The organism is Brevundimonas sp. SH203 (assembly GCF_002157625.1).
Classification (GTDB): Bacteria; Pseudomonadota; Alphaproteobacteria; order Caulobacterales; family Caulobacteraceae; genus Brevundimonas.
Genome location: NZ_BDMM01000004.1, coordinates 35865 through 59058 on the forward strand (window position 1 = coordinate 35865; position 23194 = coordinate 59058).

19 protein-coding genes are annotated in these 23194 nt (G+C 60.1%); 10 read left to right on the forward strand and 9 right to left on the reverse strand.

Annotated features, from left to right (window positions below; translation table 11 throughout):
* Positions 1 to 13: 13 nt before the first annotated feature.
* Positions 14 to 1867 (forward strand): hypothetical protein, encoded by a 1854-nt coding sequence (locus SH203_RS15310; protein ID WP_143275712.1) that lies wholly within the window; start codon positions 14 to 16, stop codon positions 1865 to 1867.
* Between the two features lie 201 nt (positions 1868 to 2068).
* Here SH203_RS15310 and SH203_RS15315 read toward each other — a convergent pair whose 3' ends face one another.
* From SH203_RS15315 to SH203_RS09655, 8 genes are all read right to left on the reverse strand, one after another.
* The gene (locus SH203_RS15315; RefSeq protein ID WP_143275713.1) at positions 2069 to 2605 is read right to left on the reverse strand and encodes a hypothetical protein; all 537 of its coding nucleotides are present in this window, start codon (positions 2603 to 2605) and stop codon (positions 2069 to 2071) included.
* 427 nt (positions 2606 to 3032) lie between these two features.
* Complete coding sequence (locus SH203_RS09625) at positions 3033 to 3950, reverse strand: hypothetical protein (protein WP_087120721.1); 918 nt, start codon at positions 3948 to 3950, stop codon at positions 3033 to 3035.
* Complete coding sequence (locus SH203_RS09630; protein WP_087120722.1) at positions 3950 to 5641, reverse strand: DUF3696 domain-containing protein; 1692 nt, start codon at positions 5639 to 5641, stop codon at positions 3950 to 3952. The genes SH203_RS09625 and SH203_RS09630 overlap by 1 nt, the downstream gene beginning before the upstream one ends.
* Positions 5642 to 5650: 9 nt before the next feature.
* Positions 5651 to 6847 (reverse strand): restriction endonuclease subunit S, encoded by a 1197-nt coding sequence (locus SH203_RS09635; RefSeq protein ID WP_087120723.1) that lies wholly within the window; start codon positions 6845 to 6847, stop codon positions 5651 to 5653.
* A complete protein-coding gene (locus SH203_RS09640; protein WP_087120724.1) occupies positions 6844 to 8367 on the reverse strand; it encodes a class I SAM-dependent DNA methyltransferase in 1524 nt (507 codons plus the stop codon). The genes SH203_RS09635 and SH203_RS09640 overlap by 4 nt, the downstream gene beginning before the upstream one ends.
* A complete protein-coding gene (locus SH203_RS09645) occupies positions 8364 to 11759 on the reverse strand; it encodes a DEAD/DEAH box helicase family protein (RefSeq protein WP_087120725.1) in 3396 nt (1131 codons plus the stop codon). Before SH203_RS09645 ends, SH203_RS09640 begins: the two co-directional genes overlap by 4 nt.
* The gene (locus tag SH203_RS09650; protein ID WP_087120726.1) at positions 11756 to 12616 is read right to left on the reverse strand and encodes a WYL domain-containing protein; all 861 of its coding nucleotides are present in this window, start codon (positions 12614 to 12616) and stop codon (positions 11756 to 11758) included. The genes SH203_RS09645 and SH203_RS09650 overlap by 4 nt, the downstream gene beginning before the upstream one ends.
* Before the next feature lie 109 nt (positions 12617 to 12725).
* Entirely contained in the window at positions 12726 to 12983 is a 258-nt protein-coding gene (locus SH203_RS09655) for a helix-turn-helix domain-containing protein (protein ID WP_087120727.1), read from the reverse strand.
* Between the two features lie 208 nt (positions 12984 to 13191).
* Between SH203_RS09655 and SH203_RS09660 the strand changes: the two genes are divergently transcribed.
* From SH203_RS09660 to SH203_RS09690, 7 genes are all read left to right on the forward strand, one after another.
* Entirely contained in the window at positions 13192 to 13518 is a 327-nt protein-coding gene (locus tag SH203_RS09660) for a hypothetical protein (RefSeq protein ID WP_087120728.1), read from the forward strand.
* Positions 13515 to 13952: a hypothetical protein gene (locus SH203_RS09665; RefSeq protein WP_087120729.1), complete on the forward strand. Its 438-nt coding sequence runs from the start codon at positions 13515 to 13517 to the stop codon at positions 13950 to 13952. Before SH203_RS09660 ends, SH203_RS09665 begins: the two co-directional genes overlap by 4 nt.
* A 161-nt stretch (positions 13953 to 14113) precedes the next feature.
* Positions 14114 to 14509 (forward strand): hypothetical protein, encoded by a 396-nt coding sequence (locus tag SH203_RS09670; RefSeq protein WP_087120730.1) that lies wholly within the window; start codon positions 14114 to 14116, stop codon positions 14507 to 14509.
* Positions 14510 to 14587: 78 nt separating this feature from the next.
* Positions 14588 to 14977: a hypothetical protein gene (locus SH203_RS09675; RefSeq protein WP_087120731.1), complete on the forward strand. Its 390-nt coding sequence runs from the start codon at positions 14588 to 14590 to the stop codon at positions 14975 to 14977.
* Complete coding sequence (locus SH203_RS09680; protein ID WP_087120732.1) at positions 14974 to 15252, forward strand: hypothetical protein; 279 nt, start codon at positions 14974 to 14976, stop codon at positions 15250 to 15252. The genes SH203_RS09675 and SH203_RS09680 overlap by 4 nt, the downstream gene beginning before the upstream one ends.
* Before the next feature lie 121 nt (positions 15253 to 15373).
* Positions 15374 to 16948 (forward strand): hypothetical protein, encoded by a 1575-nt coding sequence (locus SH203_RS09685; RefSeq protein WP_143275714.1) that lies wholly within the window; start codon positions 15374 to 15376, stop codon positions 16946 to 16948.
* A 319-nt stretch (positions 16949 to 17267) separates the two neighbouring features.
* Positions 17268 to 18422, forward strand: a complete 1155-nt coding sequence (locus SH203_RS09690) for a site-specific integrase (protein ID WP_087120734.1) — start codon at positions 17268 to 17270, stop codon at positions 18420 to 18422.
* 180 nt (positions 18423 to 18602) lie between these two features.
* Here the strand turns inward: SH203_RS09690 and SH203_RS09695 are convergent, their stop codons facing one another.
* Positions 18603 to 21233: a YadA family autotransporter adhesin gene (locus tag SH203_RS09695; protein WP_143275715.1), complete on the reverse strand. Its 2631-nt coding sequence runs from the start codon at positions 21231 to 21233 to the stop codon at positions 18603 to 18605.
* Between the two features lie 113 nt (positions 21234 to 21346).
* Between SH203_RS09695 and SH203_RS09700 the strand changes: the two genes are divergently transcribed.
* On the forward strand, positions 21347 to 22450 hold the full coding sequence (locus SH203_RS09700) for a GAF domain-containing protein (RefSeq protein ID WP_087120736.1): 1104 nt from the start codon (positions 21347 to 21349) through the stop codon (positions 22448 to 22450).
* Between the two features lie 119 nt (positions 22451 to 22569).
* The gene (locus SH203_RS09705; RefSeq protein WP_087120737.1) at positions 22570 to 22950 is read left to right on the forward strand and encodes a hypothetical protein; all 381 of its coding nucleotides are present in this window, start codon (positions 22570 to 22572) and stop codon (positions 22948 to 22950) included.
* Positions 22951 to 23194: the final 244 nt, after the last annotated feature.

The following is a 23194-nucleotide window of genomic DNA, read 5'->3' on the forward strand; positions in this document are numbered from 1 at the left end:
AACGGAGTTCGAAGTGGACAATTCTGGAAATCTGAAAGCGCTCTCGGAAGACGAGGCCTCTGCGGCCGACGTCGAGGCGATCGATTTCGAAGAGGCCATCAAAGATTCTCCACTGGCTGAAGCTGGTGGTCTGGACAGTCTATTCATTGCCGCTGGCAAGACCGCCGAGGCAGATGGCGATGCTCAGGCGGTCAGGGTTTTCCGCCTTCTCGGCGGTGTGTGCAGTTTTCACTTCAAGCCTTCAGATCCCGCCGAGCCCTTCGGCTCAATGTTCTCCAACGGTCAAAATCGGTCGCCAATTCCATCCGACTATCGAAACGACCAGGCATCAGCCGCCTTAACCGCTGCACTTAAGAAGGCCAAACACCCAGGCCTTAGAGCGAGACTGGCTGATACACTCTGGCTGAATGACAAGAAGAACCGTTCTGCGGCCGAAGCCGCTATCTCGGGCTATATCGATTGCGCTTCCGGCTTGATCGAGGGAGCCCTTAAACCGAGATTTGGCAAAGAAGCTGAGTTTCCATACGAAGGTATAGATCTTCTTCGAAGAGCTCTTCGTATTGCCAGAAACATCAGCGGACGAGGCGATCTACCTGCGAACGTTGTGGACGGCGCAAAAGCAATGTTGGCTGCCACCACGGCGGACTTAGGTTGCTGGCTCAGCACAGCAAAGCTCTGCTTTCAATACGACATTTTTGAGCCGCTAACCATCGCTGTCGCCGCCGAACAATATGCAACTACGAGCGCAGATAAGGATCCGACGCTTCTCCAACGTGTCTGGCAGCTTGCAGCAGCCGGGTACAAGGAGGCTAAGGATCAAGACAACGCCACCCGTTGCGAGATCGAAGCTGCCGAACAACTCGTGCGTATGGCCCGGCAAATGAACGGCATGGCGAGCGCAAGTTGGCTCATGGATGCGATTAACACATTCCGCCGAATTCGAGGCACGAGGGAACGCCGTAAAATTCTTGAGGCAGAGCTTCGGGAAAGTCAGAAAGATGCACTCGATCAGATGGGGAGCGTAAGCCACCGAGTGGATCTGACCGAATTGGTTGAAGCCACGCTTTCAGAATTTGAGGGTCTCTCTCTAGGCATCAAACTAGGCCTACTGGCCGATTTAGCTCGCTCGAGACCGATGGAAGACCTCAAAAAGGAAGCCCTCAAAATATCTCGATCCTCCCCCCTGTCATCTTTGTTTGGAACGACCAGAGTGGATGCAGAAGGAAAGGTCATATTCCGATCACCGGGCGGGAACCTAGACGGCAACGAGGATGAGCAGGCGCTGCGCCATACGATTTCCCGCAACCAAGGCCCCTATCGACAGACAATGATTGCCGGGCAGTTTGAGCCAGTTCGTCGGCACATTGCCTCACTGTACGCCCTGGAAGAGCGGCACTTCATGCCGATTGTCAGCCACAGTCCATTCGTTCCTCCAGAGAACGAGTACATTTTCGCTCTGGGCTTCGCTCGGATGATGCAGGGAGATGCAGTGTCGGCTACTCACATCCTGCTGCCACAACTTGAAAATTCTTTGAGATACGTACTGAAGCAAGTGGGCACAGATCCATCCATGATTCAGTCTGATCTAATCCAAGAAGACCGATCCATATCTGCCCTTTTAAGCGACCATCGAGACCTTCTAGGGAAATTACTTTCAGAACCTGTCATCGACGAGATAGATCTCATCTTTCATGATCGAGCCGGACCAGCTCTTCGCCATGAAATGGCCCATGGAAAAATAACCACCGATCACTGCTTCAGTTATGAAGCAAAATATGCTTGCTGGTTTATATATCGATTAACTTGTATGAGGCTATTCGAACACTGGAACGATCACATCGTGCCAGCTATAGAGCGAGAAATTTAGCACCTTACCCGACCACCGTCCGCCCCGCTTAAATTAACCTCCTCACTTCGCTCGTCGGTGGCCTTCGGCCCTTTTATCCTTATCTTACAGTCAGCTTTAGACATGTCTCTATAATCAAGGCGATCCAGGCGGATCGCCAAGCTTGGGACTAGGGGGTCAAGGGAAACCGTCTGCGCTCGGCTTTATGGATTATCCCGTCAATTACGACAGGGCAGACGACCGATATGGAAGCGAGCAGTTGTGAAGATCGACGTTGTCGAACCCGTGACTGCTGCGAACGGTTTTGCGGGCATAGCTAGATGCTCCGGCGAAGTCGTAGACATCTTGGGCATCTTGAGCGGTGTGACGTCGAGCTTCTGGATCCGCATCAACCCACTCTGACACGATCAATGCCCCTGCATCCAAAGAGGCAGGGTTAGCTTTCAAGGCCAAGCTTCCTTCGGGCACGCCAACAATGAGGTGGGTGTGCAAGCCTTCATTCAGACTACGCTCTTGTACGGCATAGACGGCAAGCCGCACTGCTTTTTTGCGAGAATAATGCGTTCCAAAAAGTTTGCCGTTGACCCGATGCAAGACCTTGCCGACTTCAGCGGTCATGATGCCTGGGGTGAATGCCCGACGGGTTGTTAGGGTCACAAAATAGCGATCCGGGCAGCCACGGATGGCTCGCTCAAGCTCTGGAAGGCGAGCGAGTTCATTCCAGTTCCGGCCACTATCATCCAGCACGGAAATAGACACACGGGCGGTGTCATAGGGGTGGAAGTTTTGAGGCGTGGGGACAGGCATGAGGGAAAAGAAGTGTGACGTGGGAATGAGGTTGATGTTATTGAATTTACCTCATTATTTAGGCCACACGTCCTCCCAGTAGGCCGCCCACATGAAAGAAAATTTCGGTAAAATAATCCGACCAAGACCGATTTAAATAGCTGATTTTTCTATATAAATATGCGTCCCATCGCTTTCGTAATGAGGGGGTCGCGTGTTCGAGTCACGCAAGCGGCACCACCTTCCCAGAGCAGCGCTAGCTTTGACGCCCGGCCGGGATAAGCCGGAAGGCGCTTCCGCGTGGGAGTTGCGTGGGTATGCGGTGGGAAGGGCTTTGTGGTGCCTGGGCCTCATCCGGGTCGGTGGAAAAGCCGCACCAAGGCGGTATTGATTCGGCCAGCTACCGCCGGGTCACCTGACAGTCCGACCCAATAATCAGAACTGGCCCCTCCTGCTTGTACGCAGCGCCGTCCGCGAAGGCTCTGCGCTTGGCTTCGCATACTTGGGGCGTCAGCAAGTGAAGGTCGACGTTCTGGTGGGGCCCCACAGCGGAAAAGCCGGCCTCCACACTCAGACCACCACGATCCGTTAGCAAGTAGCGGGCGTGCATGTCCTCGCCTGCGTCGCGCTCGGCCCAGGCATGAAGCGAAATGGACATCCCAGCGGGTATGACGCCGGCCAGTGATCTTGGGATCCGTCGTTCAAGTTCGTCGGTCGGCGGACGCCGGTCATTTTCTCGATAGTGGATTTGAAGCTTGGCCCCGACATTTCCTGAGGCGGCTACTGCAGCCAAGCAGGTTCGCAAGGTTTCCACGTAGGGCAGTTCCAACACGCTGAAAAACGGGTCCACGAACCATATCTCTCGGGAATAGCTGAGCAGTGGCCCCATCGCCTCTGCCAGCGCGGCTCCGGTCCGTTGGACTTGCCATCCGTGAGAGCTCTGGAACAGAGGAACTTCCTCATCGACATCCGCGGCAACGAGTACATCGTCGCGCCCATCTGAGTTCTGGTCTGCTATGATCGCGTGGAACGGTGACACGGCCTGCTGGGCCACGGCATTGGCAAACCATTCCAGTTCTGGGTCGTAGTTTCGGCCACTGCGAACCAAAGCACTCTTCGCCCGTGCGAGGAGGGTTTCGACGCGCTTGCGGTCCATGTCACTTAAGTCGGCAGCCGCTTCGTGGACCGCTCTCTGCCACTGCTTGGGAAATGCCGCGATCAGCCGGCCGCGATCAAATCCGAACTTCTCAAGGAGATACTTGCATTGACGCCAGTCAGCGCCGACCACCTTGGGTTCAAGCCCGAATTCCAAGAGCACTAAAAAAGCTCCTCGGCGCGCTCATCAAAGAAGCCCTTCGGCCACCGATCAATGAATTCACCTTCGTTGTCGACGCGAAGGGGACGGAAGCGCACGCCATCGCCATCGTTCTCGACGTAGATGACTGAGAGGTTCTCGGGCGCTAGTCCGATCACGCCAGGTGGGAGCTCGCCTTCGCTCGCCTCGCGGATGCGGCGAAGCAGGCGCAGCATGATGTGCTCGCTGTGAGTCTCGATAAGCAGCGCCTTGCCCGGCCCAATGGTGCTTTCGCTGACTTGGACGGCGTGAATGAAGAGATCGCCAAGGCCCACCTGGACCGCAGGGTGAACGTGAAGTTCGGGCTGTTCGACCGCGAGGATGCCAGAGCTGTTTTGGAGGGCGCCGACGATGACAGGAACCATTTGCGATATGCCGACGCCGACATCGCTCGGAGCGACGACGATGCCTTTCTCGAAATCGCGAAGGGCAATGTCAGAGCGTGAGGCCAATCCTGCGTAGAGCTCTTGCAGTACGCCTAGATCATCTTCTGTGAGCCCGCGCTCGAAGAGCTGATGCATCGCTCCGGGCACCGGGATTTCTTTAAACTCGACTTTTTCCAGCCGATAGCCGGTTTGAAGCCGCTCGTCGCCCGAGAGCCACGCGTTGACCTCAACAAGGAGCTTCCCTGACGTGTCCGTGTAGAGAAGATCCCATGCCGCGAGGCCCTGCGCCCAGCGGGCCTCGTCCGGTGAAAGTCGGGGTCTGTAGGTTCGGCTCGGGATTTCACGGAGGGGGCCGATGTAGGTCACGGTGCCGAGGTAATCGCGGATGATGCGCACGGGGCCGAGTACTAGCTCGTCGAGCAGCCGGCGAAGTCCACGCACGCGCGGAGTCGAACTTTCCAGTTCGAACTTCCTCGCGTCGGGGTCACGAAGATCGACGACTAGGGGTCGATCCAGATCGGGCAGCGCTCCTAGCGTTGTCCCGACCGCAATTCGGAATTGGTCATCTTCGGTGTTCGTTGTCTGCCGGTCGAGCGCGACCTCGCGCGCAAGCTGCGCAACCTCATCCTCTAGGGGGCTACTGGCATAATGCGCTTCAACTTCATCAGGTTCGTCGTGCGGATCTGTGATCCGCCGCAGCAGAGGGTGCTCGAAATTGAACTCGGTCAGTTGTGCGCGGCCCGCCTGGGCTGGCGAGTGAATGGCCGCCACTGAATCGCCGTTCATCTCGACGCGGAGCGCCGCGATAAATGGGCCTCGCAGCTGCTCGCTCCAGCGAATCTCGACTTCAAGGCCGACTTCTTCGACGACCGCAAAGTCCTGTAGCTCCGTGTTTTCTCCGACCAGATAGCGGAGCCTTAGCTCTTCGAATTCGGCATCAGTGAGAGACCCGCCAGAGTTAAGCGGCAAGCGCTCATCTCCCTGCCGGTCGGTCAGGTCGAGCTTGACCTTGAGCCTGATCGGCCGAGCCAGGTCATGGTCATGAACGAGCGTCGCAAACCCGCCGAGATCAATCAGGCCGCCGGCGATTGTCTGGTCGGGGTCCGCGTTGTTGCGCTCAAGAATTTCGCGGAGGTAGTGCAGCGATTGAAGGATCGTGCTTTTACCGGCGCTGTTCGGGCCGAAGAGGAGCGTGATCGGCTTCAGATCGATGATCTGTGCGTTGCCGATCCCTTTGAAGTTCTCGATCTCAATCCGGCTTAGGCGCATGTGGCGTTCCTATAGCTCGCCGCAAAAAGCGCGTTGGGAAAGAGACGAGAATAGCGCTTCTGACGACAGCAGATCACTAGAAAGTCTGACATGAGCTGTATTTACGCCGTGAAAAATCCGGTCGAAGGAAGCCAAGCTTTCCTTGTCGGGAATCGCCATTTCAAGAGGATACAGATCCCCTTTATTAAGCTGAGGAACCGTGCTGCCGTTTGAAATGCTTGCCAAATCTAGCATCTCGAACCATACGCGAAGATATGGCCATGACACAGGCGAGTGCGTTTTTGGCGCAACCGCCATCAAGTTAGGATCAAGAATGCATGACCTTCCGAGCACACGCTTCTTGTTTGTTGCAATTGCTCCCCCCCTCTTGGGAAACACAATCGCGTTCTTCGGAGCGACGATCGCAGCGCCAGCCTTCGTCTTCTCTGACAACCATTCTCTAGCAGACATCACAGTCTGCTCGTTTCCCGGAAGATTGAGATCGCCAACCTTCAACAGAAGATAGCCGCCGTCCTGTTCGGAGTATGGTTCGCCAGCAGGCAACGAATTGCCGGCGAACAAATCACAAATCTCGGCGAGAGGGCGCGTCTTTAGGGCCGGACTAGGTTGCTTCGGTCGTCCGAACATCTCTAGGAACACCGACTTCAGGAACTCATCCGCAAGCACCAGCACCTGTTCGCGCTTGCGGCGGATGGCATCGGCCTTGTCGAGAGTCACCGCGATCCGGCGTTGTTCATCAAGGCTCGGAAATGGCACCTCATAGGAGTCTAGTTCCGACTTCCTGATGTTTTTGATGCCAACACCAGACGAGTTTCGTGTCCAGTCACGGAATCTCGGGGTCTGAAGGTAGTGAAATAAGTATCTCGGGTCGCATTTGCCGAGCTTGGGCCGAACAACTGCGCAGAACGCACCGAATGAACCAATCCAATCTTGATCGGCGAACGCCGTCTTGCCGACAATCTCCGCGCTGCCCGAAGACGTGCACATAACGATATCGCCGCCACGGAGCCGCTGCTTCTCCGATACCATTCCCTCTGGGATGTAAACCAAATCACTATCCAAAATCAGATGACTTTGAATGTTGCCTGCTCGCAGAACGGGGGTGTAACCCTCCCGTGGCTCAGCAACTGCGTCGCCCTTGGAGAAGGTGACACCTCGAACTACCTCGGCCTTTTCGGTCAGTGGTGATGGTGCCACACCGCTCATCCGAGCAGCTCTTCTAACTCGGCGAGATCGGCCGCGATGTCGTTGTTCAGCTTCTTCATACGCTCCAAAATGACCGCAGGCGCCTCGTACTCCTGCGCGACGTGCGGGCGAACCTTGTACTTGTTCAATGACAGGTCATAGTTGGCCTCACGGATGTCCTCCGCAGGTACCACGAATGCCTTCTGCGTGCGGTCCGTATCGCGCTTGCCGCTGCGATTGCGCCAGGCGGCAAGACAGGCTGGCAGATCATTCGCTTCCACGGGATCGCGCTTGTCGTCCAACGAATAGCCATCCGCTTCGACATCATAGAAGAAGACGTCGTCCGTTCGCCCGCCCTTGGTGAAAACGAGAATGCCCGTTGAGACCCCCGCATATGGCTTGAACACCCCGCTCGGCAGCGAAATCACTGCTTCGAGTTGGTTCTGATCCAGCAACAGCTTGCGGAGCGCAACGTGGGCGGTTGAGGAACCGAACAGCACACCGTCTGGCACAATTGTCGCCGACCGCCCGCCCTTCTTTAACATTCGCAGGATCAGCACAACGAAGAGCAGCTCTGTCTTCTTGGTCTTCACCTGGCGCAGCAGCGAGGCATGCACGTCCTCGAAATCCAGGCTGCCCTTGAAAGGTGGATTTGCGAGGATGACGTTGAAGCCGTCGCTGGCCGCCCTCGGGAACTTGTCGGTGAAGCCGGCGCTCAGCGTGTCCTGATAGTGGATGTCAGGATCATCGACGCCGTGCAGCATGAGGTTCATCGCCGCGATACGGAGCATCGTGGCGTCGAAGTCGAAGCCGTGGAACATCGCGCTGCGGATGTGCTCGCGGTGGGGCTCCAACAGGTCTCCGGAGTAGATCTTCTCTGTCTTACCCGTGTCGGGATCAGTCTCCTGAAGCACGCCCTCAGGCGAAGTGTAGGTCTCAAGGAGATACTGCATGGCCTGAACAAGGAAGCCGCCCGTGCCGCAGGCCGGATCGCTAATGGTGTCCGTCGGCTTGGGCTCCAGCATGTCGACCATTAGCCGGATGATGTGGCGAGGCGTGCGGAACTGGCCGTTGATTCCGGCCGTCGTCAGCTTACTGAGAAGGTATTCATAGAGATCGCCTTTCGCGTCGCCCTCGGTGAGCGGCAGCTGGTCGATCATGTTGACCGCTTTGACCAGAAGGCTCGGCTTCTGAATCATGAGCTGCGCGTCTTTCATGAACTCGGCGAACGCGGTGCCGCTCGTGGACGCTTTCCTGAAGTGTGGGAACACCTTGTCGCGGACGAGGGGAAGCATAGCGTCGGCCCCGAGGTGGCGGAACTGCGACCAGCGCAGGCTCTGCTCATCGTCCGAGAAGCGCCGCTGAAACGAACGGCCTGTGCGCTTCATGCGGTTCTCGTCACGCGTCTCGTTGATATCGAGGAGGCGTGCGAACATGAGAAACGTGATCTGTTCGATCACTGTGAGCGGGTTGGTTATGCCCCCCTGCCAGAATTCGGTCCAAAGCGCATCTACGCGCCGCTTTAGGTCCCCCGTAATCACTGCTCACCCGTCCTTTCTGGTGCGTTTTGTTGGTCGTCCGTCGCCTCAGTCGGGGGCGCAAACACATCGAGAATGTCGAGGAGGTCGTCGATCTCAGTCGGGTCGTTGAACACGCCGTCGAGACCGTCGGCATCGATGACCGTAAAAGGCTGTTCGTAGAGCCGGTCCAGCGTGACCGACCCGAACCGGGCAATGTGGTTCTGGAGGAGCCCGAGGAAACGGGTCTGCTTCGCCGTCAGCCTCGGATGGCGGCTCGCGAAATCTGCAAAGCGTGCGGCGACGGCCTCAGGGTCGAGGCCTATGATGGAGCGAATTGCAAAGTCGAGCGGAAGCGCCGTCTCAGAGAAGAATTCCTCGAGCACTTCGCGCGAAGCGTTCGGGCTTTGTACGAGAACGAGCGACGCGAGGGCCTGGAGGTCAGACTCGGAAACGGGTTTGCCCGCACGGATTTTCTTCAGCGTAGGATTGGTGTCGAAGTGGCGCTTGAGTTCGGCTTCGACCACCTGCTGATAGGCCCGCATGTCGACGGTCCGGAGGTTTGTGGCGCGGCGGTTGGTTTGAAAACCAGCATGGTCTTCGGCGACGTCGATGATTTTGGGCGGCAGCGGCGTACCGCCCCCCTTCTCGTGGTGGTGCATGATTTCGCGGAGCGGCTGGCGAACAGATTCTAGGTCCGCAGGGGTGACGTTCTTCCAGAACCCATCCGACTTCACCCGTCTGATGACCTCGGCCTTCTCGCGAACCGGGTTAAGGTGCATCTGAAGCATATTCAGGCGGTCGATGAGTTCAATTCGCAAATCGGCGAGAGCGGCCGAACCGCGCAAGACCGCGGCTTGGGCGCGTACGATCAGGAGATCGAGCGCGTAGGCATCGCTGCGGCCGCGGATGTTTCGCCACTGCATGAGCGGCGCAATGGTCTGCCGTAGCATGACGACGGTCGCCGGCTGGAAGGCGCGGAGTGTCGCCGGGACGGCCACGGCCCTTTTCTCCCGCCACTTGTCGCGAACGGCGACCGACTCTTCGGGGAGCGCCTCAATGTCTTGGCGAATGAGCTCGATCACCGCATCGAAGACGGCGATCTCGCTTTGACGGAGAGCGGCTTCTGCGAGAGCGACACGCTCTTCGAAGACAATCTGTAGAAGGGGCTTGGACTTCGTCGGCTCGGCCGGGCGGTAGCCCATGTCAAAGCGTTCGAAGTTCCCCCAGTGATCGAAGATCCGGAAGATCGACTTATTCTGGCCCGGACCGAAGAGGTCCTTACAGAGGCGCGTGCCGCGGCCGATCATCTGCCAGAATTTGACTGGCGACTTCACCGGCTTAGCGAAGACGAGGTTCAAAATCTCAGGGATGTCGATGCCGGTATCGAGCATGTCGACCGAGATCGCGATCGTCAGCTCGCTATTGGAGCCATCGCCCTTGAAGTCGTCGATGAGCTGCTCGGCTCTCGGGTCGTGGTTGTCGATGACCTGGCAGAACCGGCCGCCATATTGCGGGTACATCTCATCGAACATCTGGCGCATCAGCACGGCGTGCTGGTGGTTCCGGGCGAAGATGATCGTCTTACCGAGCACTTGGCCCGTCGCGTCGTGCAACCCGTTTTCCATGAGGTTGCGCAGGATCGCCCGGTTGGTGTCCTTGTTGTAGATGATCTTGTCGATCTGATCGGAAGGAAAGTCGTACTGAGACGGATCTTCGCCTTGCTCCTCCAGTTGGAGGATTTGCTCCTGCGTCAGGATATCGAGGCGAATGCCATCGCGAAGGAACTGGGTCGTATGCTCGAAGACTTCGAAGGGGGTCAGGAACCCGTCGCCGACGGCCTGTTCGAGATCGTAATTGGCCGTAGGCAGCTGGCCCTCGCAGCCAAAGAGGCCGAAGGTGCTCCGCGAGACGAAGTCGACCGGCGTTGCCGTCAGTCCGAGCTGCAAGCAATCGAAGTAGGCGAACATGTCGCCATAGACATTGTAGATGCTGCGGTGAGACTCGTCGGCGATGATCAAGTCGAAGAAGCCGACGTCGAAGGACTGGTAGACCTTCTGCATCGCCGGGTAGGTCGCGAGGAAGACGCGCTCCGTCGCGGTCTGGTTCACTCGTGAACTGACGATCCGGATGGGCTCCGAAAGGAAGTCGTTGAAGGCGTTCTTAGCCTGCTTTCTGAGCTCGCGGCGGTCGCAGAGGAAAAGCACCCGCTTCACCCATCCCGCGCGAATGAGGAGCTCCGCGAGCGCAATCGCGACCCGCGTCTTGCCCGTACCCGTGGCCTGCACCACCAGCGCCTTCCGGTGGCCGCCGGAGAAACGCTCGCTGACGCGCTTGATGGCTTCGATCTGATACAGGCGATTGACGATATCCGGACGCGGGCCGAGCGTGTCGAGCGCTTGCCGGCCCCCACGCTGGAACGTCACGAGATACTGGAGGCTGTCCTTCGAATAGTAGCCGAACACCTTCCGCGGCGGATAGCCGAGGACGTCATCCCACAGCCAGATGTCATAGCCGTTCGTGTAGAAAATGACGGGCCGCTGGCCGTACATTTGTTCGAGGCCATCCGCGTAGAGTTTGGCCTGATGGCGCCCCATTTCCGGATCGACGGAGGTCTTCTTGGCCTCGATGATGGCGAGCGGCTTTTCGTTGTCGTCCCAAAGGACATAGTCGGCATAGCCAAGACCTGAGGTTGTCGGCTGGTGCTTAACCTCGATTTCCTTGCCGACGCCGGTCGTCCAGCCGGCGGCCGCGATCATGCTGTCGATGATCCGCGTGCGTGTCGTCGCCTCGTCGAACTCAAGAAGGTTCGCGGTCGCTGCGCCCGCGGCGGCCAGCGCTTCGATTTCTTCGGCGCGCTTTTCTGCGCTTGCTGCCGTGCGGCGGGCCTCATCGAGTTCGCGGAGAAGCGCTTCCATCTGCGCTTCCTGGGCGGCCAGCTTTTCGAGAATCTGGCGCTTCTCGCGCTGGAGTTCGCCAGGATCAGCGGCGGCCGCCTCAGCCGCTGGCAGCGCAAAGGCCGGAAGGCTCGCGGGGTCAGTGCGGCTAAAGCGAACGACGAGCCATTTGGCTAGGTCGAAGGCTTCCCTCAGAAGCCAGAGTGCATTGCGCGCTGTCGCGGGCTCGCCGTGGGCGGCCTTGTTGCCGTGGATGCGAAGCGCATGGAGCTTGTCGAGCACCACCTTGGGCGTGATCGCGCGAAACGACTCATTCGTGAGGAGATCGACGAAGGACGCATGATCTGGTTTCGGAAGCTTGAGGTCCCGATAGATGTCCTTGGTGAGGTTCTCGCCAAACAGGCGCAGCTTCACGAGCGCACTCGCCGGGTCGGCATGCGCATAGGCCTCAGCAAACCCGCCAAGGGCTGAGAGTTCGGGCCAATGCGGCCGCAGCATTTCAAAATTCCGGGACTTCATCGCATCGCCTCAGCGAGCGCAGCATGGAAGGCGGACCGGTTCTTGACCACGGCGGGGGTTTCGCTCGGGCGATCCACGGCGTCACTGATGTCCAGCCGCAGGCGCTTGTTGAAGTAGTAGAGCAGGGCGCGCCGGACTGGGATGGTGACTTGGCCATCGGTCATCCCGTAGTCGTCAGCCACGACCTTCTGCTGGCTATCTGACAAAAGGGGGTTCGGGCAAAGCACCACGTCGAAGCGGCCAGTCCACATCGCGTCATCCGATCGCGACATGGCCTGGGGGCCAAGATCCCGGGCCCCGAGGCAGCGCGAGGCGATGAAGTCCAAGAAGCGCTCGTCGCGATGACAATAGGCCCTGACGTGCCAGCGCATGCCATCGTGAGCAAACGAATGCGGCGACACACGTCGCCAGAATGGTTCTGGCCGGTTTGGGCTCATGGACTGGTAGTTGATCTCAATCGACGCCCGCTCTCGAACAGCTGCTACGATCAGGCGAAGCACCTCAGGATCGATGCGCCGAGTTGGAACAGGCAACCACTCGGCAGAGACAAATTCCTCATTCGTCAACTCGCCTTCGGTTTCTGAGCGTTCGCGGAGGTAGGCATTGGCGTCGAGCCTAAAAAACAACGGCTCGAACGCGCCTGTTGCGACGTAGCGCTTCCGGGCCGAGTCGTACCGGAGATTGTTCGGCGCCTGCCCCTGATAGAGCGACAAGTCCTTCGATGCTTGGGGTACCGAAACATCAAACGTGGCCACTAGGTCCGCGCGGTTTACGCCGCCCTCCCAGAAGAGCCGAGATTCGATAAAAGCGAGGCGCTGTTCCACCCCCCACCGCAGCCCTCCCTTTTCGTTCGACATCGTCACACCAGAAGGAATAGTTTCTTTACCCGTTGCGTAAGTATGCGCGTTTCGAATTTTTGTCAATCTTCACGCCGCATGGATATCTAGCCGAAATGTCGAAAGGCCCTTAGCCGTCAGGGTTGGTCGCCAAGGCATCCCCGAAATCCTGAAGCAGTTTCGCTGGTTCGTGACCAAGCGCCTCCGCGACCTGACAGAACTCAATCACGTCCAGGCGTCGCTCACCCCGTTCCACCTTCGACACGAAGCTCTGTGGCTTCCCCAGCCGCTCCGCGAGCTCGACCTGAGTGATGCCGGCCGCCTTTCGCACCGAAGCGATGAAGGCGATGAACTCCTGATGCCGCTGCGTGAAGATCGATGACGGCAACGCGCGCCCCTGACAAGTGAGGCGCTTTCGCTAAATCCCAATCCGGGATATCCCAGATTCGGTTATTTGGGTGGGTGGGGGCCGCTGCTGTCCGCGCAGGAGCGATGCATTCAAGAACACAGCCTGATGCCGCGCCGAGCGCAAACCTCGGTATCTTATATGATGTGCAAATAACTGCACGTCTCAACACAGCATGAGATCGTATCAGATGAACAATCACACCGTCCGCATCGGACTAGCAGCCGTTGCTGCTTTCTACATGATCGTCGGCAGCTTATTTCTCCAGGCCTACATCCCGCTCCAACGCTTCTACGCTAGCGTAGAGGCAAGTGCTCTTTCCAGTGAACCGAAGGATAGAGCACAGCACCTCCAGGATGCCCTCAGCTATCCAGAAAACGAAGCCAAGGTCAGCCGCTACGGCTCGATCCTTCTGTGGGGCACCGTCGGGATCGCGACCTTCGGCGGCGTCTTCATTGCAACCCGCCAGAGGCGACGTGCTGACACCGCCCTCCCCGCCAAGGGAGACGGCCAATGAAGCGTTTCATCTACGCCATCCTCGCCGTCGGAGCCCTGACCATCGGTGGGTGTGCCTCCGCCCCTGCCATGACGCCGGGCAACTACGTCAGGCAGAACGAGCCCGTTTATCTGATCACCGAAGCCCAGGCCGATCAGATCCTGGTGGACGCCATGAACGCCGAGTTCGGCACCAGTCCGATCGTGCGCGTCGAGCATCCCAATCCCGGCTATCAGGCCACGATCAAGTTCCTGATCGACAGCCACCAGATCGTCGCCACCATGGTTCCGTCCAGGGGCGTCGCTTCCGATGGCGCGGTGCGGGATGGCTTCTACTTCAACGTCACCCACAGCGGGACCATGCCGCTGTCCGGCATCGCCCGTTCCAACCGCCTGAAGGAACGGCTGTCCAGGGCCGCCACCGCCCTGTCGCCCAGCGTTCCGGCGGCAAGGTAGGCGCGTTCCTCGACATGGCGACGGGGGCGAAGTCCTTGTGCGTCATCGATTTCAAGGCCGTTCACTAGGACGACCTGACGCCTTCCAAACCAACCATCTCAACCGACCCCCGTGGCCATCCGCTGCGGGGGTTTTTCGTGCCCGGAAAGGACACCCTGACCATGCTTTCGCTCACCGACCGAGACGCCGTCACGGCCGCGCTCACAGACCCTACCCTCGACCCTACTCTGCGCGCCCTGATCGGACTTCGTGTCTGGCAGGTGGATACCGACCGTAGGCGTCCTCTTGGCGAAACCCTCCAAATCATCGTCGTGCAGCCAGGAGATCAACCCGAGACTGTCCACGACGCTGTGGGCTTTCCGATTTGCTGGGACCAGGCCGACCAGCCCGGCTGGGAGTGGTTCAACGACCATCACAGCTATTTTGAGCTGGCCTACGTCCTGACTGACGACTTCGGCTTGTTGGTGTTCGTCGCCGACCATCCCGACACCAACGACACCCTACACTTTAACTGCCTCGGTTTTGCCGACCGCTCTAAGACAACCGACGCCGACTAACCCTCACCCAGCCATCCGACCCGCACCCTCCGACACCCCGTCGCGAGGGCTTTTTTGTGCCTGAAGGACACCAATCTCATGCTGTGCCTAACCACCCTCGCCGACGTCGCCGGCGTAATCGGCGAACCTGACCTAGACGACGGCCTACGCACCCTGATCGCTCATCGCGGATGGCAGGCTTATGCCAATCATCCGTCATACCTTGGCGAGGACACCCGGATCGTCGTCGTCCAGGGCGGCGATACTCCCGACGTCATCAACACCGCCGTCGGGTTCGAGATCACCGGCGACGATGCCGAGGAGCCGACCTACGACACCCTGGATGATCACGGCCTATGGGTCGAGATCGTCTACCGTGCCCGGTGCGGGCGGGACATCGTGGTCTTCGTCGAGAACGGTCCCGCGACGGAGCTGGGCCTACACCATCTCTGCCTTGTCCACTTCTGGACCGAGGCGGGCGATCGATGACGGGCCGGTTCCTTCTCCTGCTCGTCCTGTGCGTGGCGCTGGCCGTGCTCAGGGCCGTCATCATCGCCGTGGTGGCCTTGGCGTTGCTGGCCTTGATCGTCAGCTTTATCACCCGGCCGAGACAGACGCTGGTGTTCCTGGGCACCCTCGCCCTGTCCGTCCTGACGGTGGCGCAGCCCCTCGCCTGCATCATAGGCGTGGTTGTCGTGGCTTCGGCCATACTCGCTGCACGGTGCAGGCATCGTAGTAAGCCAAACTTGCAGATCGGAAATTAGGGCAAAAATTAAGTCCGTGTTCGGAGGATTTTTTCTCGCAAAGCACTGATTTGGCGAAGCATTTTAGCCCGTTGATTTAACCCTATTACCACATCCCGTGGAAAGGGCATTTCGAGGACGTATGAAAGAGCCAAATCCCAATGCAAATGACATTGGAAAATCCGACTTCCAATCTAGTCCCGGCGACGGTTCACCACCCCCTCAGCCACCCCATGTAACTTCAGACGGCGACTCCGAACCTGAGAAGCCAACCATCCGCATCGTGCCTGGCGAGATGCACCTCAATCGAGCCCAAGCCGAAAATGTGCTGGCCGATACAGGCGCCTACTACATCAGCGGCAGCGGCTTGGTTCGGATCATCGAAAAGGCTGGCGGCGGAGTCGCGGTCGAACTGGTCAATGAGCAGACCCTTAGAACCTTACTCTCCGCCTCCATAAACTGGGAACGGAAAGGGCGAGACAATCTGTGGCTCCGCTGCGATCCGCCCCAGAGCATCGTCAAGGCGTTGCTGTTCGGGCAGGATCGTGACCATCTCAAACTGCTTAACGGCATAGCCCGTCAGCCCTACTTTGGGGACGACGGAACGTTGATCGCCCAACCCGTCTACGATCCGGGAACAGGCGTATATGGCGTCTTTGATCCGTCGGATTATCGCGGGTTGGAGAACGCCAGTCGAGAAGACGCCGAACACGCGGTCAACTATTTGGACCATCTCCTCGATGAGTTCGAATTCGAAACGGATGCCGACCGATCCGCCGCGCTCTCGGCGATAATCACCGCCGTCGTCCGACCCTCTTTGTCCGTAGCTCCGGCGTTCAACATCACAGCTACCACCTCCGGCAGCGGCAAAAGCTATCTGGCGGATGTGATCACGCTGTTTGCCGGTCCAGACGAGCCCTACAGGGTCAGCTATCCATCGGGGGCTGACGAGGCTGGAAAGCTGATCGTCACCGTTCTGAACGAAAAGCCCGCTGCGGTGATCTTCGACGATATGCAGACCAACTGGAAGCCGTTCGGTGCGATCAACCGCATGCTGACCAGTCCGACCACGACTGAACGCATGCTGGGCACCAACCGAAGCGCTACAGTGCCTACACGGGCGCTGTTCCTAGCTACAGGTAACAACACCGAGCCAGAGCGCGACCTCAGACGACGGGTGGTCACGATACGGCTTGCCCCTCGCCACGAGACCCCGGCTCTTCGCTCATTTCATGGCGATCCTGTCGCCGACATGAGAAACCACAGGGCTATGGCTGTAGCCTGCGTCCTGACCATCATCTCGGCCTTCCGTGCGGCGGGCGAGCCGATGGCTGCGGTTCGTCCGATCGGTACATACGACGAGTGGTCAAGGCTATGCAGACAGCCCCTGATCTGGATGGGTCTACCCGATCCGGCCCAGAGCTTGATCGATCAGGTTTCGCACGATCCTGATCGGCAGGCGTTGGCTGCTCTGCTGGACGTCTGGTTCAACTTGTTCGGTTCCAAGTCCGTGACGGTTCGGCAGATCATCGCCAAAGCTGAAGAGAACTCGGCCTTGATGGAGGCTCTTGAAGACCTTCCCGTCATGGACGGTCGGCACATCAACCGGGGCAAACTCGGTTGGTTCATCAGCAAGAACCGGGGCCGAAGGGCTGACCAGCTTCGCATTGAAGCCGGTGACAGTTCCGAACGGCGCTCCTGGAAAATCGTCGCCTGACAGCGGCTTCGACTTAGTCGGCTCAACCACTGCGGCGGGGCCAATCGAAAGGGGGAAAAGGGGGCAACTCCCTCTTTCACCCCTTTCGAACCCGCCCGTCGCGATCGAAGCGACGCCAAACGCGGCCCGCAGGGTACGCTCCGGCCCACCTCATGGACCGGCCATCCCCGCCCCCGACGCGCCGCTCAGGCGACCGTCTCCGGGGCCACGCGGGCCTGACCCGCTCCAGACCACCCTCATCAACCCACCATCCCGCCGCGACGCCATCGCGGTTCACCGGTGCTCGCGCGCCGATCACTCATCGTGAAAGGAATCCACCATGCCTAAGGCCCATCTGACCCAAGCCTTCGTCAACAACGCTGGCTGCGAGGTCGGAAAGAAGAAGACAGACTGGTATGACACTGTTATTTCAGGGTTTATTCTTGAACGTCGCACTAGTGGCAAGGGGACCTACTACCTTCGCTACAATGACCTGAGCGGCCGTCAGCGGCAGCACAAGATCGGTGGTGTCGAGGACGTCACCTGCGCCGCAGCCCGAAAGAAAGCCCAGGAACTGCGGTCGGAGGTGGTGATGGGCGGCGACCCCGCCGCGAAGAAGGCGCTGGCCAAGTCCATCCCCCTCTACGGCGAGCTGGCCGCCCGGCATCTGGCCTTCGCCAAGCTGCACCTCAAGTCCTACGACGATCTGGAGTCCTGCATGCGGGTCCACATCGTGCCCAGGTGGGGCAAGACGCGCCTCACCGACATGACCAGCCAGTCGGTCGCCCAGTGGCTGAACGAAAAGCGTGTCGGCGGCCTGGCCGCTGCCTCGGTCGAGAAGCTGCGCGTGATCCTGGGCCGATCCTTCGTCCTGGGGGCTAGCTGGGACATTCCGGGCACGGAGCGAAACCCGACCAGGGGCATCCCCAGGAAGCCCCTGAACAATGGCCGTGAGCGCTTCCTGACGCCAGAGGAGACGGTGCGGCTGAAGGCGGCCGTGGCAGCGTCCCAGAACCCCCAGCTTCAGCACATCGTCGGTCTGCTCCTCCTGACCGGGGCGCGGCTGCGGGAACTGCTGGAGGCCAGGTGGGAGAACGTGGACGTGGCGCGCCGGTCCTGGTTCATCCCGACCAGCAAGACGGGCAAGTCCAGGCACGTCCCGCTTTCGACGCCCGCACTTGCGATCATCGAAAAGCTGCCGCGCTTCAAAGGCTGCCCCTGGCTTTTGCCGAACGTCGATACGCGAAAGCCCTATGTGTCGATAAAGCACAGTTGGCAGCACGCGATCAAGGAGGCCAATCTTCCGGGTCTAAGGCTTCATGACCTTCGGCATTCGGCGGCGTCCTTCATGGTCAATTCCGGTGTCGATCTGTTCGCCGTCGGGAAGGTGCTGGGTCACGCCAGCTATCAATCGACCCAGCGCTACAGCCACCTGGCCAACGATACCCTGCTGAAGGCCGTCGAGGCCGGAGCGGCGAAGCAGGCCGCCTTCTGACCCCAAGCGCTTCACCCGCATCCTGGCATCACGTCGGGGTGCGGGTGGGGCGCTATTTTTTTGCCCGCCCTGGTGTCCGCCATCAATCCACAAATGGGCGCGCAGAAAAACGAAAGCACGATATCCGCGCTTTCGTTCTCCGCTGTCAGGCGCAGCAAGCCCTTGTCGTCAGCTTCGGTCTTACCAAGCGAAGGTCGCACCAACCCGCCCGCCGTTCGAGCCGCGCACGCTCGACCCGGCGAAACCACCGGACAGATACATGTGATCGCTGGCGCGAACGACCGCCGAGAGGGAGTAGCCCTCTTCGCCACGATAGGTCGCCAGATTGACCGAGACGGCGAACCTGGCGTCAGCCGGCATGATCGTGCCGCCCAGAGCCATCGCCGCCGCGACCCCGCCGTTCGCCAGACGGTTGTTCATGTCCATCTGCGTCTGAAGATTGGTCTGGGTGGTTTCAAGCGCCGTCAGACGACCGTTCTGGACGGTGTCGAGCGCCTGCATGGCCGCGATCGTAGACGACTGGGCGGCGATGGCGGCCTGCAGCGAAGTGATCGCAGGACGAATAGTCGTATCCCGGCCGATCGTGCCTGCGGCGTCCACGGTGACGACATCGGTCGATCCGGTCTGGGCCGCCGTGGACGCGGCGATGTCGCCGACGCTGACGGAGCTGCCGGAACCGCCCAGGGCGACCTGATTCGCGCGCGTGGCGGCGGCCCCCGATCCCAAGGCGACGGCATTGGCGTAGCCGGCCTGGGCGCCGTTGCCGAGCGCCACCGCGCCATTGCCCGAGGCCGTGTTGCGGTTGCCGATCGCCACTGCGCCATCGCCGCTGGCGGTGTTGTCGGCGCCGATCGCCACCGCGCCGACGCCGTTGGCCGTATTCGGATCGCCGATCGCGACCGCTCCGTTGCCGTTCGCGATCTGACCCACGCCGATACCGACGGCGCCATTGCCATTTACGACCGGCGTCGCGCCGCTTCCGCTGACCCGAACATAGGCTGTGGCGGCCGCGGCCTGATTGGCCGTGGTCAAGGCGGTGTCGGCCGTCATCTGGGCCGTAGCGGCATTGGTCAACGCCGTGTTCGCCGTGGTTTGCGCTGTCGCCGCATTGTTGAGGGCGGTGTCCGCCGTGGTCTGAGCCGTCGCCGCGTTCGTCAAGGCGGCGTTCGCCGTCGTTTGGGCTCCAGCCGCGTTGGCCAAGGCCGTATCGGCCGTCGTCTGAGCGGTCGCGGCATTGGTCAGAGCGGTGTTCGCCGTCGTCTGGGCTGTTGCGGCGTTGGTCAGGGCCGTATTCGCGGTGTTCTGCGCCGCCGTGACGTTCTGGTTGGTTTGATACAGCTGGTCGCCCGTCACCGCATCGGTCGACCCGGCGGCGACCACGCCGTTGGACACATTGGTCACGGCGCGGGTGATCGACATCCCGGCCTGGCACAGTACGCCTTGCGAACAGCCAACCGACACGACGGCGCGGCCGTTCTCGCCGTCGTCGGAGCTGCCGTAACCCAAGGCGACATTGCCCAGGAACGCCCCGGAGCCGGACGTCACGCTGAACCCGCCCAGCGCCACGCCCCCGCTTGTCAGCGCGCGGCTCACCGGCCCTACGGCCGTTGCATTAGACCCGGCGGCGGTGCTGAAGGCCCCCAGCGCGCTGCTCTGGAACCCGCTGGCGGTGCTGTTGCCCCCGAAGGCGTTGGCGTAGAGGCCCGAGGTGAGCGAATAGCCGCCCAGGGCGACGCCGGAGTTGCCGGTCGATTGCGATGCGGTGCCGATCGCGATCGAATTCCCGCCATTGGCCATGGTGGGCGTGAAAGCCGTGGCCCCGTTCACGGTGACGGAATCCGACCCGATGGCGATGTTGCCCGACGTGCCGTTGGCGGCGCCGTTATAGATGTCGGTCCCGCCCAGCGCGCGAACACCGGACACGATGTCGCCGACGCCCGCCGCCGTCGCCGCAAATCCCAGGACCGAACTAGCGACGCCGCTGGCGATGTTGTTGGTTCCCATCGCTATGCTGGCCGCGCCGCTGGCGGTGCTGCCGTTTCCGAAGACGCTGCTGTTCGAGGCCGAAGCCGTGTTCTGGGCGCCGACCGCAAGGCTGTAGTTGGAGGACGCCGTGCTGTTGGAGCCGTAGGCCGAACTCCTGAAGCCTGACGCCACGCTGAAGCCGCCCGTCGCCGTGGCCCCGGTGCCGGTTGCGGAACTGTCGTTCCCGGTGGCTGTGGAATATTGCCCGCTGGACAGACTGTTCACGCCGGTCGCCGTGCTGGTGTTGCCGCTGGCCTGGCTGTTGTAGCCGGTGGCTGTGGCGTTCGCCGCCGAGGCGGAGGCGCGAGACCCCGTTGCGGTGCTTTGAAGGCTGGACGCAGAGCTGTACGCGCCCGTCGCGGTCGAGGCCTGACCGCTGGCTTCGCTGTTGTCGCCCACGGCCGTGCTTTGCTGGTCGCTGGCCTTGCTGCCTGCTCCGACCGCCGTGCTGGAACTTGCGGTCGCGGCGCTGTTGGCGCCCACGGCGGTCGCGTCGTTGCCGATCGCGCGGCTGGCGCCGCCGAACGCGCTGGCGAGCCTGCCGTTCGCTGTGCTTTGGATGCCCATGGCCGTCGCGCCCAGATTGGTGCTCGATCCCGCCGTCGCGCCGTTGCCGCAAGCGACGTTTTGCCCGGGAATATTCTGATTGCAGACGTCGCCGGTGGTCGTCGTGGCGGTTCCGCCCGTCACGGTCTGCGCGATCGCGGCGGTCGGCAAGAGCACGCCGAGCGCGATCAGGCTGGCGAGCGTAAGGGTCGGGCGAAGACTGGTTCTCGAACTGGACATGACGGCGTTTCCCCAAAAGCATTGCCGGGGTTCGTCCCGGAGCGGCGCATTGTTTAGGGAGACGCTGTTCGCTAGAATATTCCCCCTAGGGGGAGCTTTCGGGCGAAATGTCGATGCGGATGGACGCAGGGCGCGGGGGTGGACGCGCCGTTTCGAACCTGCGCCGGACATGGCTCGAACTTCGACTGCTCTGTCGAAGGGGGGTCGGCATCGGCGCCATCGCCCCCGAGCTTTGCCGGCTGATCCGTCAGATCATGCCCTGCGATTCCGGCGCGATCTGCTGGCTCGACGACGACGGAATGCCGACCGGCTTCTTTCACGAAAACTCGCTCCCGGAACTGAAGGAGCTTTTCGCCAACGAGTATCAGGCCCTGTTCGCTGGACCTGGCGAATACGGGGTCGCCTGGATGCTGTCACAGCGGGGGCGGACCATCGGCAATTGGTTGGCGGTCGATGGAGAGGTGGAGCGGTCCAACACCTACAATCTTTGGATGCGCCCCATGGGTCACAGGCATCTGATCGAGATGCGGGTCGAGGCGGGGGGCAAGCCTCGCGCGCTTCTGACCTTCTACCGCGAGCCCGGTTGGCCTTTCACGGACGAGGATGTCTCGCGCCTGGCGATGGTGGAGCCCCTGCTCCAACGCGCCGCCACCCCGGACGACGGCCTGATTTGGATCGGCGACGGCGTCAGCGAGGAACACCTCATCGTCGATGCGAGCGGGAAGCGACTGATCAGTCTCAGCTACGGCGCCGAAAGACTACTGCAGGAGGCGCATATGATCGGTCAGGGCGTCAGCCTTGTCGGTTCGCTTGACGCTCCTCCGCGTTTCGCCACCGATCTGTGCAACCAGTACCGCAGCGTAGGTCTGGATACGCTTCACTTACCAGCGGGTACGGGCAAGCTGCAGGTGACAGGCCGCCCGATCCGCACCGTATCGACCGACAGCGCAACAGACGGCGATCAGATGTTGATCACCATGCAGTTGGAAAGACCGCGAAGCGTGACCGTCGTGGCCGACATCATGGCGATGCAACTGTCGCCTTTGCGCAGCGAAATCCTGCAGTTCGCCGCCACTGGCGGTCGACGAACGGAAGCGCCACGCATGTTCGGCATCAGCAAGGAGTCCCTGAAGAAACACCTTGCTGAAATTTATCGCGTCACAGGGGCGTCGGAATGGACGGAACTCGCATCCTCATTGAACGCCGGTAAGTACTGAGGGATGTTTGCGGCCGATCCGAATCGACGATTTCGCCACATTTAGGGATGGCGATTGGGTTATGGAAGCTGGTTCAAGTTCAAGAACTGTGCTGAGCTTTTTGGGGAGTTGCGACGCAGATGCTCTATTGGATTGAAAGCTTCGAAAAGGTCACGAAACTACCCTTCGAGGATGACTACCGCCGCTGGATCAAAGATCTGGATTCCACTGAACTATCGGACATCAGAACGGAGCTCAATAAAATCTTCGACAGCAGCGAGATCGAGACGTCCAGTTGGATCCCGGGCGGTGATTGGGAGGGGACCGTCTACCAGGCGATCTATGAAAAGCCAGCTCAACGGAATCCTGAGATCGCCGCCCGCATTTTTGGGCTTATCGTTTTCAAGGTCGCCATGGATCGAACGGACAAGTGGGTGACGGGGCGCTTTGAACTGAACGGTGAAGCCATCAGGGGCCGCACCTATTTTCGACCGGGCAACCCCGACATTCTGCCTGACTGAAGCTGGCAGCGGTTGCTTCGAGATTTGTGTGTTGATGACGTCGCAATAATCTAAGCTCAACAGCCCTTGCCACCACTATCCCGCAGGTATGGCGTAGGTCGAATTTTAGCGTCGGAGTGAGCTATCGATCACAAACTAGGAAACAGCCAAAACTGCCCACCACGCCGATCTGGGAGGTCAGTGGGTCAGCATGATTTCAGATCACTCCAATAGGGCTAGAACCTTTGCCACGACTGGGTTTTCA

What these genes read in the sequence shown, in the direction of transcription:
- SH203_RS09685 (WP_143275714.1), top strand. Translation starts at nt 15,374, where the DNA reads ATGAAAGAGCCAAATCCCAATGCAAATGACATTGGAAAATCCGACTTC.
- SH203_RS09705 (WP_087120737.1), top strand. Translation starts at nt 22,570, where the DNA reads ATGCTCTATTGGATTGAAAGCTTCGAAAAGGTCACGAAACTACCCTTC.
- SH203_RS09670 (WP_087120730.1), top strand. Translation starts at nt 14,114, where the DNA reads ATGCTTTCGCTCACCGACCGAGACGCCGTCACGGCCGCGCTCACAGAC.
- SH203_RS09665 (WP_087120729.1), top strand. Translation starts at nt 13,515, where the DNA reads ATGAAGCGTTTCATCTACGCCATCCTCGCCGTCGGAGCCCTGACCATC.
- SH203_RS09695 (WP_143275715.1), bottom strand. Translation starts at nt 21,233, where the DNA reads ATGTCCAGTTCGAGAACCAGTCTTCGCCCGACCCTTACGCTCGCCAGC.
- SH203_RS09700 (WP_087120736.1), top strand. Translation starts at nt 21,347, where the DNA reads ATGCGGATGGACGCAGGGCGCGGGGGTGGACGCGCCGTTTCGAACCTG.
- SH203_RS09645 (WP_087120725.1), bottom strand. Translation starts at nt 11,759, where the DNA reads ATGAAGTCCCGGAATTTTGAAATGCTGCGGCCGCATTGGCCCGAACTC.
- SH203_RS09690 (WP_087120734.1), top strand. Translation starts at nt 17,268, where the DNA reads ATGCCTAAGGCCCATCTGACCCAAGCCTTCGTCAACAACGCTGGCTGC.
- SH203_RS09680 (WP_087120732.1), top strand. Translation starts at nt 14,974, where the DNA reads ATGACGGGCCGGTTCCTTCTCCTGCTCGTCCTGTGCGTGGCGCTGGCC.
- SH203_RS09630 (WP_087120722.1), bottom strand. Translation starts at nt 5,641, where the DNA reads ATGCGCCTAAGCCGGATTGAGATCGAGAACTTCAAAGGGATCGGCAAC.
- SH203_RS09650 (WP_087120726.1), bottom strand. Translation starts at nt 12,616, where the DNA reads ATGTCGAACGAAAAGGGAGGGCTGCGGTGGGGGGTGGAACAGCGCCTC.
- SH203_RS09660 (WP_087120728.1), top strand. Translation starts at nt 13,192, where the DNA reads ATGAACAATCACACCGTCCGCATCGGACTAGCAGCCGTTGCTGCTTTC.
- SH203_RS09635 (WP_087120723.1), bottom strand. Translation starts at nt 6,847, where the DNA reads ATGAGCGGTGTGGCACCATCACCACTGACCGAAAAGGCCGAGGTAGTT.
- SH203_RS09675 (WP_087120731.1), top strand. Translation starts at nt 14,588, where the DNA reads ATGCTGTGCCTAACCACCCTCGCCGACGTCGCCGGCGTAATCGGCGAA.